Origin of the sequence: Neobacillus drentensis (assembly GCF_036965425.1) — a bacterium.
Classification (GTDB): domain Bacteria; phylum Bacillota; class Bacilli; order Bacillales; family Cytobacillaceae; genus Neobacillus; species Neobacillus drentensis_F.
This window is the reverse complement of record NZ_JBALPP010000017.1, coordinates 35,265-48,761: the sequence shown is the minus strand read 5'-3', so window position 1 is coordinate 48,761 and position 13,497 is coordinate 35,265. Positions and strand designations below refer to the sequence as shown.

At 40.9% G+C, this 13,497-nt stretch carries 12 protein-coding genes; 2 read left to right on the top strand and 10 right to left on the bottom strand.

What is annotated here, in order from left to right; all coding sequences use genetic code 11:
- Positions 1–5: 5 nt before the first annotated feature.
- Positions 6–2,369, bottom strand: a complete 2,364-nt coding sequence (locus V7161_RS04545; RefSeq protein WP_335442621.1) for a polyprenyl synthetase family protein — start codon at positions 2,367–2,369, stop codon at positions 6–8.
- 148 nt (positions 2,370–2,517) lie between these two features.
- Here V7161_RS04545 and V7161_RS04540 point away from each other — a divergent pair, with 148 nt between their 5' ends.
- Positions 2,518–3,063, top strand: a complete 546-nt coding sequence (locus V7161_RS04540; RefSeq protein ID WP_335442619.1) for a GNAT family N-acetyltransferase — start codon at positions 2,518–2,520, stop codon at positions 3,061–3,063.
- 38 nt (positions 3,064–3,101) lie between these two features.
- Here V7161_RS04540 and V7161_RS04535 read toward each other — a convergent pair whose 3' ends face one another.
- The gene (locus V7161_RS04535; protein ID WP_335442617.1) at positions 3,102–3,890 is read right to left on the bottom strand and encodes a hypothetical protein; all 789 of its coding nucleotides are present in this window, start codon (positions 3,888–3,890) and stop codon (positions 3,102–3,104) included.
- Positions 3,891–4,187: 297 nt separating this feature from the next.
- A complete protein-coding gene (locus V7161_RS04530) occupies positions 4,188–5,057 on the bottom strand; it encodes a cation diffusion facilitator family transporter (RefSeq protein ID WP_335442615.1) in 870 nt (289 codons plus the stop codon).
- A 245-nt stretch (positions 5,058–5,302) separates the two neighbouring features.
- Between V7161_RS04530 and V7161_RS04525 the strand changes: the two genes are divergently transcribed.
- Positions 5,303–5,743 (top strand): YaiI/YqxD family protein, encoded by a 441-nt coding sequence (locus V7161_RS04525; RefSeq protein WP_335442613.1) that lies wholly within the window; start codon positions 5,303–5,305, stop codon positions 5,741–5,743.
- Between the two features lie 76 nt (positions 5,744–5,819).
- Here the strand turns inward: V7161_RS04525 and V7161_RS04520 are convergent, their stop codons facing one another.
- The 7 genes from V7161_RS04520 to V7161_RS04490 form a co-directional block, all read right to left on the bottom strand.
- The gene (locus tag V7161_RS04520; RefSeq protein ID WP_335442611.1) at positions 5,820–6,146 is read right to left on the bottom strand and encodes a YciI family protein; all 327 of its coding nucleotides are present in this window, start codon (positions 6,144–6,146) and stop codon (positions 5,820–5,822) included.
- A gap of 81 nt (positions 6,147–6,227) precedes the next feature.
- The gene (locus tag V7161_RS04515) at positions 6,228–6,617 is read right to left on the bottom strand and encodes a cupredoxin domain-containing protein (protein ID WP_335442610.1); all 390 of its coding nucleotides are present in this window, start codon (positions 6,615–6,617) and stop codon (positions 6,228–6,230) included.
- A gap of 163 nt (positions 6,618–6,780) precedes the next feature.
- On the bottom strand, positions 6,781–7,608 hold the full coding sequence (locus V7161_RS04510; RefSeq protein WP_335442608.1) for an enoyl-CoA hydratase-related protein: 828 nt from the start codon (positions 7,606–7,608) through the stop codon (positions 6,781–6,783).
- Positions 7,609–7,646: 38 nt separating this feature from the next.
- Positions 7,647–8,822 (bottom strand): acetyl-CoA C-acetyltransferase, encoded by a 1,176-nt coding sequence (locus tag V7161_RS04505; protein WP_335442607.1) that lies wholly within the window; start codon positions 8,820–8,822, stop codon positions 7,647–7,649.
- Positions 8,823–8,926: 104 nt separating this feature from the next.
- Positions 8,927–10,657 carry a CocE/NonD family hydrolase gene (locus V7161_RS04500; RefSeq protein ID WP_335442605.1) on the bottom strand — a complete coding sequence of 577 codons (1,731 nt, stop codon included), beginning with the start codon at positions 10,655–10,657 and terminating at the stop codon, positions 8,927–8,929.
- A gap of 10 nt (positions 10,658–10,667) precedes the next feature.
- A complete protein-coding gene (locus V7161_RS04495) occupies positions 10,668–12,098 on the bottom strand; it encodes an amidase (protein WP_335442604.1) in 1,431 nt (476 codons plus the stop codon).
- A 175-nt stretch (positions 12,099–12,273) separates the two neighbouring features.
- Positions 12,274–13,458, bottom strand: coding sequence for a M20 family metallopeptidase (locus V7161_RS04490; protein WP_335442602.1), 1,185 nt, complete (start codon positions 13,456–13,458; stop codon positions 12,274–12,276).
- Between the last annotated feature and the right edge of the window lie 39 nt (positions 13,459–13,497).

Here is a 13,497-nt window from a genome sequence, read left to right as displayed (position 1 = left end):
TCGAATTAATGGTCCCTGTTCACAATATAATTCAACAAATGTTTCAAAAAAGAAGTTTTAAGCGGAACTTCCTGCAACACTTCCATCGCCAAACAATAATGGTCCCACATCGCTTTTTTCGCGCCATCCATTCCTAAGATCGATACAAAAGTGGAATGGTTATTTTCTGCATCTTTGCCAATGGGTTTTCCGAGTAAATCCAGCTCTCCTTCAACATCCAGCAAGTCATCCTTAATCTGAAAGGCAATGCCGGCATGACGGGCAAATTTTTTCAATGCTTTCATTTCATGCTCCTTAGCTTTCGTAAGTATGGCAGGCATGATAAGAGAAGCTTCGAATGCAATCCCGGTTTTGTAAAAGCTCATCAAATTCAATTGTTCGAGCGTTAGTGGTTTCCCTCTTGAATCCAAGTCCATTGCCTGGCCCTTACACATATCGGCTGTCATTTGCGCCGAATATCGAATCAAGTTCAGCACTGTTTCCGAATCAAACTGGTTTAGGGATGCTTGTTCCTCGATCGCCTTTTGGGTCAGAAAGAGACCGGTTAATTCAGCTATCGCATTGTTATATACCATGTGCAGCGTTTGACGGCCCCTGCGGATGGCGGCATTATCCTGTGCAGGCAGATCGTCAAAGATAAGAGACGCCGTATGCATATATTCTAAGGATTTCAAAAGGGGCACGATGGCAGAAGAATATAATCCATATTCGTTGACACCCATGACCCAAGTCATAATGGGTCTTAAACGCTTGCCATCCCCTTCAAGACTATAATTGGCGGCATCAGTGATGGGATCTTTCGGTAATGAATCATGTTCAGGTTTAGCAATATACAAGATGTTGTTGACCTGATTGCGGACAGTTTCGATCGTATCTAAAAAATCTTCCTGCTCTTTTCGTTCATTTTTCAACATGGTCATCATATGGTCCCGAAGCAGTTTATCAAAGAAATCGACGTCATCCGCTTTACGGACCATTTTTTGAATTACACGATTGAAATTCGGAAAGCCAGAAGCGAATAGCTCCATCACTTTTTTGTATTCTTCGCTCCCCTTCCGTTCTTTAAATCGCTTTAACCCGTTAATCGCCCGATCTAAAATCACCTCACAGGTCTTGGAGTCTGAATGATACACGTTATGTATTAAATGGGAAATGACTGCCCAGTATAATTCAAACGGATTGATAAGGTCGGGTCGCTTATCATGATATTTCATGAAGTAAGTATAGGGAGTTACTGCCCCTTCTTCCATGTCCTCAACCATATCGGCAAAATCATCTGCAAGCTGGTTGTATATGCCGTAAAAGAATGTCCGGCTTTCAAAGCCTGCATCCTCAGGAGCACTGATCACGGAACGGACAATCAATCGGGAAGAAGACGATTTTAAGATGATCGGGACATAAAGTTCTTCATTGGTGTACCTGTCATAAGATAAATTCTTTTCACGATCTACTTCCTGGGAATGAAAAAACACAAAGGCCTGCTCGAAAAAATGGATTCTATTATCTGGCCGCTGGTGTGCCTTTATTGCCTCAAAAGCATCGCGGAGTTCTGAATGAATAAAACGGATCAATTCTGCGTTATCTCCCGACCATTCCCCCAATTCCGGCACATTGCCTGTGATAAGAGTGGTCCGAATCAAATTGGAATATTGCTTTTTTTCATCTGTAGACAAAACTTTGGCATCGAGAAGGTCGTCAATGAAGGGGTAGGTCAGGCCATATGCATATCCAAGCCTAATCGCATGATCGAGTCTGATCGTACGTTCTGCCGGCGATAGTTTATCATCCATTTCTTCAAACTCGTGCATCAGCACCCCAGCAATAATTTTAATAAGCTTTCGCTGGGCATTTTCAGCATCCAACCCATCTGGAATATTGGAGGATACAATCTTAAGTTTATTTATCAGCCAGATAATGGCAGATTCAATGCCTTCTTTCTGAGCCCAGCGGTACAACCCGGCCATGCTGAACATCTCGGTATTGTCTTCCTTTTTGGTCAGATGACTCTTTAAATTGTCAACGACACTTCTAACTCTTTTCTTTGTTTCGGGTGAGTCCAGGGCTTTGCCGAGATCACGCATGTAAAGATAGGAAATGCTCCGGTCTAAATAACGGTCTAGTTTGCCTGTGTAATGGAGCCATTGGATATAATTGTGGTACCCACTGGGACCCGTTTTTTTACGTGAAAATAAGGATAGGAATGAATGGTGATGGATATGGGTTTGTTTCCAGGATTGGATGTCATTTATTAGGGTCGGGACAAAGGTTTTTTCTGAGACCAGAACATATAGCGTATTAAAATAACGAGCAGCCTTCTCTTCTGCACGCTGATAACATTCCTCTGCATTAATCATTAGCTCCATATTCATACTATATGATCCCTCAACTTATTGTACTAAATTCTAAATCTACAATTATATTTATTTATTCAAAATCAATTATTATTATACTATACGAACCCATTGTGATTCTTTATTATTTAGTAAGGAAGGAAAATTATGTTTGGAGGACGTCTAAATGATTGCTAATCAAAAAGAATTTAATATTAATAATTTAAGATATATTGTACGTTCGGCAATTGAATCCGATGCCCAAAATTTATCTGAGATTCGATTACAGATTGATGGCGAAACAGAAAATTTAGACCGCGAACCAGGTGAGGCCTACATAGATGAAGCAGGTTTTAAACAGGTCATTAAAGATGATACCGAAAGTATAAATAACCTGTTTTTAGTGGCTGAAGCAAATGACAGAATCGTAGGTTTTTCTAGGCTTGAAGGAAGTAAACTGAAAAGAACCTCTCATAAAGTCGAATTTGGAATTTGTGTATTAAAAGAATATTGGGGATATGGGATCGGTAAAAACCTTTTAATGGAGTCGATTCATGGGGCAGACTCTAATAATATTAAAAAAATTACACTGAACGTTCTCGAAACCAATGAAAAAGCGATCGAGCTTTATAAAAAATATGGGTTTGAAGTGGAAGGTGTATTGAAAAAAGATAAAATTCTATCTGATGGGAATTACTATAACACCATCGTGATGGGAAGGTTTAACGGATAAGATACGAAACGCTCGGCAGTTTAAACCAAGCGTTTCAATCATTCTTCAAAACTATTTCTATAAAGATCGTAGTCTGTTTTAATGAAATGAAAGGCCGCCGCGCTTCCTCCTTGATCAGGATGAGTAATTTTTAATAATTTTTTAAATCCGGCTAAAACCTCTTTTTGCCCTGCCGTTTTTGAAAGTCCTAACTTTTGACGATAATCAAGTGTTTTAGGCGGTACTAGAGTTTGAGTTTTTTCAACTTCTTTTTTGCCCGCTTTCGAAAGCTCTTCTCTTAATTTTAATAATTCATTCCTTAATTCCGTGTTTTCTTTCAGTACTTTTCTGGTTTCTGTTTGTAATTCATTTATTTCATTTTTTAGGCTGCTATTTTCTCTGTTTAATTTGTCCCGTTGCTGAATCAACGTTTTTATGGAAGTTTGATGAAGTTCTTCGATTCCTTTAAGTTGGTCATCCTGAACTTTTATTTTTACTTGCAAATCACGGATGGCCTTATCCTGATCTGAGGATCGAGCTACATGCTGTGAAATGGTTTCCTTTGATAGGTAATCTGTTATCTGGTCTCTATTACCAACCCTCTGTATCTTGCCTTCGTTTAGCCAGCGTTGAACAACGTGGAGACCAGCACTAGCGGAAACACCTGCATCTTTTAACAGGTTAATAGCTTGATCGGTATCATCTAGAATGTATTCGGATTTCCGAGGTCCTATTTTTCCCTCGTATTTAATTTTTCGCTCCCGCAGCCAGCGCTTCACCGTTTGAATGCTAATATCGTCTGGAACTCCTGCGTTTTTTAACAACTCAAAAGCTTGATCAGTATTCACATTGAACCTCCTATCCCTCTTTTTCAAAGGCTATTTTCGCAAAGATTGTTGTTCTTCGTAAAAAGTTCATCAACCCGTTTAACAAGATGCTTCGTGGCATCTTTTCGTAAGAACATTTGCTAAAATTGCCTACAAACTTAGTAAATGCACTTAATTAAGCCCCAAAGCAACAAAGTTTACGAAAAGAGCCTTGTCTAAAAAGACAGGCTAACATAATAGTAATAGAGTCCCTTCACAATGTGAATGGCTAATTAAGACTATTCGATGTTTGGTTCATTTGGATTAATTTTATCGAATTTAACTTGGCTCTACATGGACATGAACATCATATACACCATGGTCATCCATCATGATTTTTTCAACATAGGTAGCTATATCATGAGCTTCTTTAATACCGAGCGTAGAATTAACAAGAATTACAACATCTATTACTTCATTATTCCCATAGTTTCTTCCTTTAATTTCTTTTACTCCTTTTACGCCATCCAATTCTTTGATGACATTGTTATATAGGTGGATTTTATCTTCATCGAAACCGTCCGATAGTTCAAGTGAAGCTTCTCTAAAGATGTCCCATGCGGTTTTACATATTAATAGTCCTACAACAATAGCAGTTATGCTATCCAGCCAAGGCATATTTAATTGTGAACCCAAAATACCTATAGCCGTTCCTATACTTACCCAAGCATCGGAAATATTATCTTTTGCAGCTGCCATTACGGCTTTGCTATTAATCTTAAGTGCTAATTTCTTGTTGTAAAGATAAACAAAATACATGACTAGCGATGAAAAAACACCTACATACGCTGCCATAATATCCGGTGATTCTTTTGTCCCTTGAAAAATGGAGGTACCCGCCTCAATTAACACTTCAAGACCCACCGCAGCCATAATAAAGGAAGCAACCATTGACGCAATCGTTTCACTCTTGCGATGTCCGTACCGATGGTTTTTATCAGGTGGTCTTTGAGAAATCTTGAGTCCAATAAGTACAGCAATAGATGCGATGATATCGGTTGTATTGTTCAGACCATCTGCTTCTAATGCATCGGAATCGCTTATGTATCCAATTACTAGTTTTAAGATTGATAGACATATATAGGCAATAATACTAATGATGGCTCCACGTTCACCTAATTTAAGGTCATTATACTTTTCCTGTTCCATCCTAGATCCTCCCCTTGTAGCACTAGATTAGGATAACAGCTAAAATACAGGTGGGTCTAGAGCAATCTTTTTGCCTCGTTTTATATTAATAAGGGACAGGCAAATATGTTGCACAAGCGAAAATTTCACTTGATGAATACACTGCTATTAGGAATACAATTTTGTATAATTTTTCCTACTATCGTTTGACAAAAGCGAAATCTGCCCTTATCATCAACACGTACATATTTATGGGAGAGATTTAGATGAAAATTTATGTTGATGCAGATGCATGTCCGGTAAAAGATATTATTATCTATGAAGGTACTAAGGCTGAAATCCCTGTTATCCTTGTAACTAGCTTTTCTCATTTTTCAAATGCGAATCAACCATCTGGTGTGGAAACCATTTATGTAGATTCTGGAGCAGATGCGGCGGATTATCGGATTATGAAGTTAGCAGATAAAGCTGATATCATCATTACGCAGGATTATGGTCTTGCCTCCCTAGGTTTAGCAAAAGGGTGTACGGTCCTTCACCATAAAGGGTATAGCTATACAAATGAAAACATCGACCAATTGTTACAAACCCGGTATTTGAGTGCAATGGCTCGAAAAAGCGGTAAACGAACAAAGGGTCCAAAACCATTTACAGCAGAGGATAGGGAGAAATTTAGGGAGCTTTTTATAAGAGCGATTTCACGTTAAATTAACCCTTTAGAAAAGGAAAAGCTGCCAACATGACAGCCTTGAACTACCGCTAAAGCTCCCTTTAATAAGGATGTTATTTGGGTAATGTTGCCATCATCGGATAAAATTCCACGGTCATTACTCCTGCCATAACGGCGGGATCTTCTGCGATAAGTTTTGGAACTTGATCTTCATTCTCAACTTCAATGATTGCGAGTCCATGGGGTTCTTTAGGATTTAGAACCGGTCCGAAAACCAAAGCAATCCCTTGATTCTGTTTTTCCGTCCAATAGGAGATGTGTTGGAGCATGATGTTCCGTTCCTCTTCGGTCATGTCCTGATGAAAAGTTGCTCTTGGCGGAGTAGACTTTAACATGAAGTGTCTTTTTCCCTTATTATTACTTGAAATATTGTTCGACAATTTGTATCCCCCCACTTGAATTACATAAATAGGCAAAATCCATTGCCTATTAAACAAGCAAGGCCCTACTGGCCTTGCTTGTTATTGAACTATTACTTTTCCAACCATTCCTTTTTGGAAATGGTACCGACATATCAAGTCATATGTACCGGGGTTTGTTGGTTTCACGATAATGGTTTTTTCTTTTCCTGGCTGGATTTCAGCGTCAATTCCTAGTTTTTCCACTGTGAAGGTGTGTTCCTTCTTACCTTCATTTTTCAATATCAACGTTGTTGATTTTCCATTGAAAAGTGTGATGACTTTTGGATTAAAGTAATCATCGTTCATCTTGACCTGAATCGCTTTCACGGTCTCCGTTGGCTGAGTTTTAGCACTGGATTCGGCAAATACGCCGAGTGTGCCTATAGTTGTCACAAACACAACCATTGCAATCAAAGCGACTAATCCTGTTAACCACTTTTTTACAGACATTCGCAATCCCTCCTTTCCTTAACACTATTTTTTTCTAATTCATAAAAAATTATTAATATGAAGCGTAAAACTACTATCTTTAACTATGGGAATGTACCCAGATGGTGATGTTCAATATAAACCCCCTTAACCAATAAGATTAAGGGGGAAATGTAATACTATGTTATTTTTCTCTACTTCTATCATGAAAGAAATCAGGTACATCATTGCTTTTCAGTGGAAAGTGTGGAGACCGCTTTTCAAGAAACGATTGGACACCTTCCCTCGCATCAGCGTTGTTTCCCGCCCACCAGAGAAACTTTGATTCAGCAAGATGAGAGGCACCTGGAGAATTTTCACTTAGCATGTTCCACAAAAGCTGACGGACAAATCGGTTCGATGTCGCAGCTGTTTCACCTATAATCATCTGAGCAATTTCATAGGCTTTTTCCAGCACATCGTCCACTTCATACTGGACCAGGCCAGACGCTAAGGCTTCAGACGTTGGTATGTAGCGGCCCGTATACATCCATTCAAGCGCCTTTCCAATACCGACAAGCCGAGGCAGAAACCAACCCGAACAGGCTTCAGGACCGATGCCGCGTTTGGCGAAAACAAAGCCGATTTTCGCATCTTTTTTGACAATCCGTATATCCATAGCAAGTGTCATCGTTAGACCAATTCCTACTGCAGGACCATTAATAGCGGCAATGATTGGTTTTTTCAAGCTGTGCACTGCCATACTGACCTGCCCGCCGCCGTCCCGATAGTCATCGATGGATTCTGTAGAGGAGAACGTCTCCCCTCCATTGCCTAAATCCATTCCCGCACAAAATGCTTTACCTTCGCCTGTTACGACAATCACCCGAACTTCATCATCCAGATCCGCCTTTTTGTATACGTCTACCAGCTCCTCGACCATGAGAGACGTGAACGCATTCATTCGCTCCGGCCGGTTTAAAAAAATAGTTAAAATGCCATTGTTACGTTCGGTTTTAATGGAATCGTACAAAAATTCTTACTCCCTTCTAATTCCTGGATTACAACCGTTTAAGCGTGCTCAATCACCATCGCGATCCCTTGGCCCCCGCCGATGCATAAGCTTACGACAGCAAACCGTCCATTCCGTCTTCTCAATTCATAAGCAGCAGATAATAAAACTCTTGCCCCGCTCGCGCCAACAGGGTGCCCTAAGGCAATCGCTCCGCCGTTCACATTGGTTTTGTTCCGATCGAGTCCGAGCGCTTTTTCAACAGCTAAATATTGAGCGGCGAATGCCTCATTTACTTCAAAAAGGTCGATGTCATCAATCGTTAGTTTTGCTTTGTTAAGCGCCTGTTTAATTGCTGGAACAGGTCCGATGCCCATGATGGTCGGATCTACTCCAGACACGGCCCAAGATACAATGCGGGCAATCGGTTTTAGATTGTTTTTTTGTACAGATTCTTTCCCTGCAACGACCAGTGATGCCGCTCCGTCATTGATTCCTGAGGCATTTCCGGCTGTAACGGTGCCATCTTTTTTAAACGAAGGCTTGAGCTTGGATAATGCTTCCAAGTTCGCATCTGGCTTGATATGTTCGTCTTCCCGGATAAGCAGGCTGCCTTTTCTTGTTTTGACTTCGACTCCGACAATTTCTTCTTCAAAGGCAGGAACGGCTCTGGCAGCTCTTTGGTTTGATTCTACAGTGAAAGCATCTTGTTCTTCCCTTGAGATTTCATACATTTCAGCAAGTTTTTCAGCGGTTAGACCCATTCCACAGCCTGTGTACTGGTCCGTTAATGTTTCTAACAGCATATCATCAAATGCTAAATTCCCCATTTTCGCACCGCCGAAGCGTTGTGTGAAATTGGCATAAGGAGATTGCGACATATTTTCCGCACCGCCTGCGAGGACGACGTTAGCATCCCCGACTAAAATATGCTGGGCAGCCGAAACCACAGCTTGAAGTCCTGAGCCGCATAATCGGTTCAACGTTAGGGCCGGCACTTCCTGGGGGACACCGCTTTTTAGGCCAATATGCCTCGAAATGTAGGCCGCATTTTTTTCTGTGTGAATAACGTTCCCGTAAATGACATGGTCGATTTGTGTTGGGTCGACCTTCGAGCGGCGCAGGGCTTCTACAGCACTTGCTTTTCCGAGCTCCGTTGCACCTGTTTGAGCGAAAGAACCGCCAAACTTTGTAAAGGCTGTTCTTGCGCCATCAATCAAATATACTTCTGTCATTTTCCTTCACTCCTTTTTTTGTTAGCATTCTAGTAAAAAATAAGTAAAATTATCTGGTAAGCTATTAAAAAATATAATTTGAATGGGCCGGCTAAAAATCCTCGTTATTTTCTTGGAATGACCGGCAATAAAATATGCGATGGATATTTTTCACTATGAAAGATTCGTTGTTCTGCGGATATTAACTCTTTACTGTTTTTACCTGATTCACCCGTATTGGTATTCCGGTCAAATCGAGGGAAATTGCTGCTTGAAATCTCAAGTCTTATCCGATGCCCTTTTTTAAATAGATTACTGGTTGCCAATAAGTCGATTTCATAGCAATATACCTCATTTGGCGTTAGAAGTGATGGCTGCTGATTTTTGTCCCTGTTTTTGGCACGGATAATGCCATCTACAATGTTATAGGCCTTTCCATTAGGGTGAACATCTACTAACTTTGCCGTAAAGTCGGTATCGACAGCAGAACTTGATGCGTATAAAATCACCTTCACAGGTCCAGTTACTTCTAGGTCTTCCTCTAATACCTCACTCGTGTAGACTAATACATCTTCCCTCGTTTCAAGGAATTGCTGGTCGATTGGTCCGCGCGGGTAATTCATTGGCATTAAATGGTTGCCGCCTAGTGTTGGCACAGGATTTTCCGGGTCATAGATATAACGATCGTAAAACTCCTCTTGCGGCCGTTTGATCGATAAGGCCCCATCCCCGGCTTTTGTATTGGCTTTCCCATTACTGTTAAAATAAAAAGGTGTATAAACGGTTCGTTGTAATGGCCACTCCTGCTCATTCCTCCATTTATTTTCTCCCATCACAAAAATTTTCACAGGAGCCTCTTCCTCAATCCCGTTTTCGATTCCTTTTAACCAACGATCAAACCATTTTAGCTGCAGGCTAGTTAAATCTATTTTATAATCCAGCATCAGGCTGGATGCACTTAGGCCAAAATTCAAATCCCCGACTGTAGGGGAAAAACCTGCATGGGCCCATGGTCCAATCATCAATTTTGTATTCTTTTTGTGTTTTAATTTTTCGAAGTGTTCGAGGTCCTGACCTAATAAAAGATCATACCAGCCTGCAATTCCGAATACAGGAACATTCAGCTTTTCTGATTTTTCTTGGACACTAATATCCAGGTGGTATTCATCTTTCGTATCATGTTCCAAAATATCGTGAAAAAAGGAGGCAAAACCGTCTCCAAGTTTGAGCCATTCGCTATCTTGAATAGGCAATTGATTAAATCCAGCCTCATCAATATGGTCGATGGAATGAACGAGTGTCATAAATTCTTTAATGAAGTCCTCTTTCCCTTGCTTTGCCTTGATGACGGCATTGGGGCCAATTGTTGCTAATGTCCATGAAATGATTAGTCCAAGTTCCAGCGCTCCTCCCCGGTACATAAACACATCGGTTCCCCAGGTGATTGGAAAGATTGCTTTCAAATGCGGCGGCTGCATGACGGCCGCCTGAAATTGTGTCATTCCCTTGTATGACAAGCCGTACATCCCTACATTTCCATCTGAGTAAGGTAAGGAGGCTGCCCATTCTACTGAATCGTAGCCATCGTTATATTCATTTTTATAAATATAAAAAGGGTCCCCTTCTGAATCAAAGCGTCCACGGACATCCTGAATAATGACGACATAGCCTTGATGGGCTGCCGCAATGGGATCCAGGACCATTGTGGTTAGAGGGAGAAATGTTCGATTGTAGGGCGTCCGTTGCAGGAGGACAGGATATTTTCCTTCTCCTTCTGGGCGAAACACATCTGCATACAAGGTGGTGCCATCTCTCATAACAGCAGGGACATTTTTTTCATGAATAATTTTACTCATAAAAACCTCCTTATTTCTTTATAAAGGTTGGGGTCGGTTCAATATAGGTTTGGAATGATTTCTCATAAGCTCTGCAAGCTTGTAACACAAGCTCGTCAGCAAACCGGTTTCCAGCTGCTTGCAACCCTACCGGAAGCCCAGATTTTGTCAGTCCGACTGGCAATGAAGCCGCAGGATGTCCTGTTAGGTTATAGATTTGGGTCAGCATCCAGCCTGTAGCTGGGTTCACACTTTTCCCATTAATCATGGAAGGTCCTTGGATGTGATGTTCAAAGGCGGTTACAGCGTTCGTTGGGGAAAGTATTAGATCGTAATTGTTCAAGATTGCTTGGATTTTTTTCCAGACAATGGTGCGTTTTAGTTCAAGAGTTTTATAGTCTATGGCGCTAAACTTCCTGCCTATTTCGATCATCTTTGCCATTCCTTCAGAAAAGCTTGCAGGGTTACGATCAAAAAGCTCGCCATATCCTGAGGCAAATTTGACACACCACATTCCGGAAAACGTTCGGACGAGGTCTTTTAAACTTATACCGAAATCGAATTCCACCTCTTCCACATGAGCACCAAGTTCTGTAAAATTCTGAACTGCTTTATCAATGACTTGGGCAACATCTTCAGAAACTTCATATAATCCAAAATTCCGGGTATAGGCAATTTTTAATCCCTTCATGTCTACCTTAAGATCTGTGAAATCTTCTTTTACTACTGGGAACGAACTAGGATGAGTGGGATCAAATCCTTGCATGACAGAGAATAACAAGGCCGCATCTTCAACCGTCCTTGCCATTGGCCCATTATGTAGGTACGGATGTTCAGACCCAAAGAAATTACTGCGATCTCCATCATTCGGAACGACACCATATGTTGGTTTAAAGCCAAAAATTCCCGTAAACGCAGCCGGTATCCGAATGGAACCGCCCCCGTCGCTTCCTTCCGCAAATGGAGCCATTTTAGCGGCAACCGCTGCGGCAGAACCACCGCTTGATCCCCCAGGAGTTAATTGGTCATTCCACGGATTTTTTGTCACACCAAACAGAGGATTGTCTGTAGTGCCTTTATGTCCGAATTCAGGCGTATTCGTTTTCCCTAAGACAATGGCTCCGGCTGCTTTCACTCTTTGTAAAAAAAGAGGATCATAGTCTGGCACATAATCTTTAAAAAGCGGTGAGCCATATGTGGTTAACATCCCTTTTGTAGGGGTTAGGTCTTTAATCGCAATGGGGATACCGTGAAGTTTACCCAGCTTCTCCCCTTTCATGAGGGACTCTTCCGCTTTTTTTGCTTCTTCCATGGCTTGTTCATTGACTGTTACAAAAGCATTCCATTTTGAGTTCTGTTTGTCGATTCGCTCTAAAAAAGCGCTTACAACTTCTACCGGGGATAGTTTCTTTTCTTTGATTAATGTTCCTAATTCGGTTGCTGTGAGATCGGTTACTGACAAGATTTTCACCCTCTTAAACAATTTGGATTTAATATATGGACCTCCACCTTCATTTTTATTATACATGAAAGGAAAATTATGTGAATTAAATTGCATTTATATTCCGAATATTAGATATATTAGAAAAAACAATTCCCTTTATTAAAGAAAATAATAGGAATTGTTTTTTCATAATTTAGTTTTCCGCCAAATAATCAATGGCGAGTGCCATAAAATAACGAATAGATTCAATAAACTTATCAATCTCCACATACTCATTTGGCTGATGAGCGAGTGTTGGTTTTCCAGGACCAAAGATAATGGCAGGGACCTGCAAATGCGGGCAATAAACTGATGCGTCGGTATAATAATTGACACCTAAAGGCTTTAAATCCAGGTCAAGATGATTTTTCCCCGTTGCAATCGCCAGTTGAACAAAATCATCCGATACAGCAGTACCAACCGATTCCATACTATTAATTACCGTTAGTTCATAAGTTGCTTCTGATTTGGCTGCAACCGTTTTGATCAAATTCTCAATGTCTATTAATATACGTTCATTATTTTGTCCGGGAACGGTTCGAATATCTAGCGTCATCTTACATTGATCAGGCACCACATTGGTTTTTACGCCGCCTTCAATCGTTCCGATATTCATCGTCGGATGGCCCAATACTGGATGTGGTGTGTATTCAAATTGATAGGTTTTTAAACTATTGATAAATTCATTAATCGTTAAAATCGCATTGATACCCTGATCTGGCATGGAACCATGTGCGGTTTTTCCGTAAGTGGTTATCTCCAGCCATAAACAGCCTTTATGTGCATGAAAAATTTGGTTTTCACTAGGTTCCGATACAACTAAGGCTGTGGCTTTGTCGATTTGCCCCTTCTCGACTACTTTTTTTGCACCGAAGCCATCCACCTCTTCTCCCGCTGTTCCAACAAACTGAAGCTTCCCTCTAAGTTTCACGCCTGCCTGCTCTAAATACTTCATAGCAAGCACCATAGCGGCTACTCCGCCCTTCATGTCAGTTGTACCTCGGCCATATACTTTGTTGTCCACTACTTCGCCAGAAAACGGGTCATGCTCCCACTCGATCTTACCAGGAGGAACTGTATCGAAATGACCACTGTAAACTAAATATTTTTCCTCCGTGGTCCCATTTGGGTAGGTTACAAATAGATTGGCTCGGTTGTTCCCGAGATCATCTAATTCAACTTGTAGATTGCTAGACTTTAAATACGCTTGTATTACCTCAGCGACCCTTTTTTCATTTCCTTGTGGATTCACACTATCCACTTGAATCAGTGACTGTAAAAATTGAATAGCTTCCTTCTCGTTAATAACATCAAAAATAGCTGTTTGCAAAATAGACATAACAATACTACCTCCCTCTAATCAAGGACACAGCCTGTC

Coding starts and splice junctions, on each gene's coding strand:
- V7161_RS04525 (WP_335442613.1), top strand. CDS start 5,303: ATGAAAATTTATGTTGATGCAGATGCATGTCCGGTAAAAGATATTATT.
- V7161_RS04490 (WP_335442602.1), bottom strand. CDS start 13,458: ATGTCTATTTTGCAAACAGCTATTTTTGATGTTATTAACGAGAAGGAA.
- V7161_RS04505 (WP_335442607.1), bottom strand. CDS start 8,822: ATGACAGAAGTATATTTGATTGATGGCGCAAGAACAGCCTTTACAAAG.
- V7161_RS04515 (WP_335442610.1), bottom strand. CDS start 6,617: ATGTCTGTAAAAAAGTGGTTAACAGGATTAGTCGCTTTGATTGCAATG.
- V7161_RS04540 (WP_335442619.1), top strand. CDS start 2,518: ATGATTGCTAATCAAAAAGAATTTAATATTAATAATTTAAGATATATT.
- V7161_RS04500 (WP_335442605.1), bottom strand. CDS start 10,657: ATGAGTAAAATTATTCATGAAAAAAATGTCCCTGCTGTTATGAGAGAT.
- V7161_RS04545 (WP_335442621.1), bottom strand. CDS start 2,369: ATGAATATGGAGCTAATGATTAATGCAGAGGAATGTTATCAGCGTGCA.
- V7161_RS04530 (WP_335442615.1), bottom strand. CDS start 5,057: ATGGAACAGGAAAAGTATAATGACCTTAAATTAGGTGAACGTGGAGCC.